The sequence below is a fragment of the uncultured Proteiniphilum sp. genome (genome assembly GCF_937873925.1).
Taxonomy (GTDB): Bacteria; Bacteroidota; Bacteroidia; order Bacteroidales; family Dysgonomonadaceae; genus Proteiniphilum.
This window is the reverse complement of the sequence record NZ_CALNAT010000257.1, coordinates 1-4,248: the sequence shown is the minus strand read 5'-3', so window position 1 is coordinate 4,248 and position 4,248 is coordinate 1. Positions and strand designations below refer to the sequence as shown.

The 4,248-nt window shown below is 38.7% G+C and carries 1 protein-coding gene; it reads right to left on the bottom strand.

Annotated elements, in window-relative coordinates; all coding sequences use genetic code 11:
- Window positions 1-60: 60 nt before the first annotated feature.
- On the bottom strand, window positions 61-4,017 hold the full coding sequence (locus Q0502_RS18575) for a hybrid sensor histidine kinase/response regulator transcription factor (RefSeq protein ID WP_298654020.1): 3,957 nt from the start codon (window positions 4,015-4,017) through the stop codon (window positions 61-63).
- Between the last annotated feature and the right edge of the window lie 231 nt (window positions 4,018-4,248).

Here is a 4,248-nt window from a genome sequence, read left to right as displayed (position 1 = left end):
TATCAACTTTTATGAACTAAAATTGGCAAGTTAGCAACTTGCGAAACTTGAATTACATAATTACTCTTTATTCCTTTTTCCGTACTCGGTTGGGCTCATACCTAACTGTTGGGTGAAAGCACGACAAAAATAAGACTGTGAACTGAAACCTACCGCTTCTGATATTTCAAATATTTTAAGTTCACCTTGCAAAATCAGTTCTGCCGCTTTTTTTAGCCGGGCAATACTTATCAGTTCATTTGGTGTAAGGTTTGACAACGCATTTATTTTTCGATAAAGAGTGGCACGACTAAGATTCATTTGATCGGCAATACGGTCTACATCCAAGGTTATATCACTTATATTCTCCATAATAATATCATTGAGTCTCCCAAGGAAATTTTCGTCAGCTTTGGTGTATGCCATGGATCTCAAATGGGCTACTGGCGACTGCGCGTATGAGTTTCGGATATTTTCCCTGTTTGCAAGCAGATTCGCAATATGTGCAAACAGTATATCCATTGTAAACGGTTTTTCAATATAAGCATCGGCTCCGAGTTCTAATCCCTCGAGCTTGGATTGTATTGTATTTTTTGCTGTTAGTAATATAACCGGTATATGACTAAATTCCAGATTGGTCTTGATTATTTTTAGAAAGGTAAATCCATCCATAATGGGCATCATTACATCGCTCACTATCAGCTGTATACCAAATTCTTCGAGTTTCTCTAATGCCTCTTTCCCATGATTGGCCGTGACAATGTTGTAATGCATATTCAGTTCGCTGCCAATATAGTTTTTCATCTCCATATTGTCTTCAATCACAAGAATGGTTAGACGGGACGGATCGTTCTTATACCCTGTAAATGAATCGTTCAATGTCATAATCCGCTCTTCCGTCGAGAGACGGATTGAATTGGGTTGATTAGTAGGTAAACAAAGACGAAAAGTCGTATTGCTGTCGGTGGAGTTAATAAGTTCTAGAGAGCCCCGGTGCATTTCTGCCAGCGATCTGGCCAAAGGCAATCCCAGACCGGTACCTTGTTTATGCTGAGCATCCTCGCCTCGGAAGAAAGGTTTGAATATTTTTTCTCTGCTGTCTGTAGGAATTGGTTCTCCATCATTACTGATATCAATCTGAAATAACTCTTCTTCCTTCGAATAGGAAAGGGTTATTAAAATATGATTTTGTCCATGTTTGACCGCATTGGTGAGCAGATTACTGATTATCTTCGTACATGCTTCCTTATCGGCATAAGCATATTTCTGCTTCGATAGAATTTGTAACTCTATAGATAGTCCGTTTTCTTCTGCTGTATTTCGGAAACGATCACAAATATCCACCAGTAGGAGTTCGATGTCTGTCTTTATAAAATTCAGGCTGTATCCTTCTATCTCAGTCTTTCTGAAATCCAGAAGTTGATTGACAAGCGCTAACAGGCGATCTGTATTTTTATTGACGGTAGAGAGATATGGTTGAGCGCTTCTAGGAATAGTCTGGTCTTTCATGACTTTGTCTAATGGACTTTTAATTAGCGTTAGCGGAGTCCTAATCTCATGGGCAATGTTTATAAAGAAATTAATCTTGGCCTGATACAGTTCTGTTTCTTTTTCCTGTTCAAGTCTTTGAATACTCTCGGTCACTTTTTTCCTGTTTTTAACTTGCAGGAAACGGGAAAGAAGATATATAGATATAACCAGTAGAATTAAATAGAATATCTTTGCTGTACCGGAAAGCCACCAGGGAGGTAGTATAATGATTTTTAGCGATACTGGATCCTCATTCCAAATACCGGAAATGTTGGTTGCTTTTACTTTGAATATATAATTCCCAGGGGGGAGTTTTGTGTAATAAGCATAGTGAGATTCGGAAGGATAATTCCACTTCTGATCAAATCCTTCCATAAAATAAGCATAACGAACCAGATCGGGCGCTAGGTAACTCATGGATGAGAATTTTATTTCAACTGTCGATTGTTCGTGAGACAACTGGATCGGAATATCGGAAAAGGAAATGTATTCATTATGCTCGTTTACACCATATGCTGTTATTGCCGTGACAGAGACTTTTGTGCTGGTTTCCGGCTGCTTGATATCTTCGGGGTTGAAACTGATCATTCCCTGGACCATCCCAAAATAAAGCTGTCCGTTTTCATCTTTCCATCCCGAGTTATAATTAAATTGATTGGACATCAGGCCATGTCCCTGCTGATAGACAGTGATTTTCTCGGTTTCAATATCCATACAGACCAAACCATTGGCAGTTGAAATCCATAGATCACCATTATTGTCGGGAAGTATCCGGTAACTTACGTTACTCGGCATTCCGGTCTTTATTGTGTGACGTTTAATTGTCCGCGCCTGGCGGTCGTACTTCATTAAACCATCAAGGGTTGCCAGCCATAAATTATGTTGATTATCTTCGTAGATATCATTAATTGTACTACTGCTGGGGTTAGAAATCATCTCATTCTCCAGTTTACCGGATTCCCCACTTGAAGGATCATAAAAGTAAAGGCCATAATTTACACTTCCTGCCCAAATTACTCCGGCATGGTCCTCAAAGATACTTTGAATTCGCTGAGAAGGGTATTGGGACATGAATTCAAAACGGTCATTTTGTGCGTTGTAGGCAAACATTCCAATTGAAGTGCTGACCAGAATAGTACCGTTAGAGAGTTTTTTCATATTTACGACAGGCGGGGATAAGGATTCAGAGGACAGATTCCCAATCCGGTAGCGTTTTATTATGCGTCCGCTTGGGATATCCATTACATCAATTATTCCTGAGATACTACCTATCCATAATTTATCATCATCCGCAATCATTCCATGAATATTGATATGCGAAATACCTTTACCATCGGATAGAGGGCTGAAATGAGTATACTTCCCTGTCAAGGGTTCATATTTATTTATACCCGCATCCTCGGTGGCAATCCATAAGTTTCCATATTTATCGGTACAGATATCATGGACGAGATCCCCCTGCATCACATTGTCGCCTGGATAAGTGTAATACCTGGTAAAAGGTTGATAAGGAGAATAATAATTCACACCTCCGGCATAGGTGCATACCCACATTCCCTGCTCCCTGTCCTTATAGAGCCTATAAGTAATATTGGTGGTCAGTGAATATGGATCATACGGTCTCCGTTTAATAATAGTATGATCCGCTTTCTGTAGATCATAGAGATAGAGTCCCGACTCCGTCGCGATCCATAAGGAATGTTCATTTACCTGTAAAAAATCTTGTACTGTTATTCCCATTTGATTGATATCATGACTGAAACAATCAGTATATTCACCCTTATTGATATCAAAGAGTTTCACTCCATGATTGCGGGTGCCTACGAATATTTTATCTCCCGTATCCACCGGATAAATAGTATTGATATTTCGGGAAGTAATATTTGTAGAGAACGCGAACATATCATATGGCGAAAATGTACCGGTTGATTCGATCAATTCATAGAGGAATCCATTTTGTCCGGAAACCCATATCTGACCCAGAGATGTAATGCAAATATGTGAGACAGAGCTGCTATCGGGAAGTGTGTAAGTTTTTACATGGTCGAGTTGAATATTATAATTAATCAATTTTCCTTGTGAAACAATCCAAAGATCGTTTGCAGATCCTTCAACTATATGTCCTATTCTTAAATCTTTACTAAAAGAGATTAAGCTGAACTCTTCCTTATCCGGGTTGTATTTGTATAAACCTTGATTTGTGCCCACCCATAGATTTCCACTCCGATCTACAACCAGACTATTTATCATATTGTTTCCTACGGAGTGGGGGAGATCGGAATCATTCCGGAATATGCGGAAAGAATATCCATCAAAACGATTTAATCCATCGCGGCTTCCAAACCACATGAATCCCTGTGCATCCTGCACACAACAGCTGATCGTATTATTACTTAATCCATCCTGTACCTGATAATGTTTAAAATAAAAGGGTGAAGCATGACAGGAAATTACTAAATGTAGGCTCCATGATAATAACAATAATAAAATCTTACGTATAGATCTCATCCGACTTCTTTTTTCAGATTTAAAGATGTGAATGTCTCTTCGGCAATTCTTTACGAAGATATGAATTATTTTGTAATAAAGGTGTTATAGAACGTAGATTATCCTTTCATGAGAGCCGTTGAGGTTAGTCATCCCTCCTCAGGTATTCTCGCAATACGTATTGTAAAATACCTTCGTTCATTGCTGTCCCATTAAAATCTGAAATAGTTCTTTGAAATATTTGAAATTTAG

Coding starts and splice junctions, on each gene's coding strand:
- Q0502_RS18575 (WP_298654020.1), bottom strand. CDS start 4,017: ATGAGATCTATACGTAAGATTTTATTATTGTTATTATCATGGAGCCTA.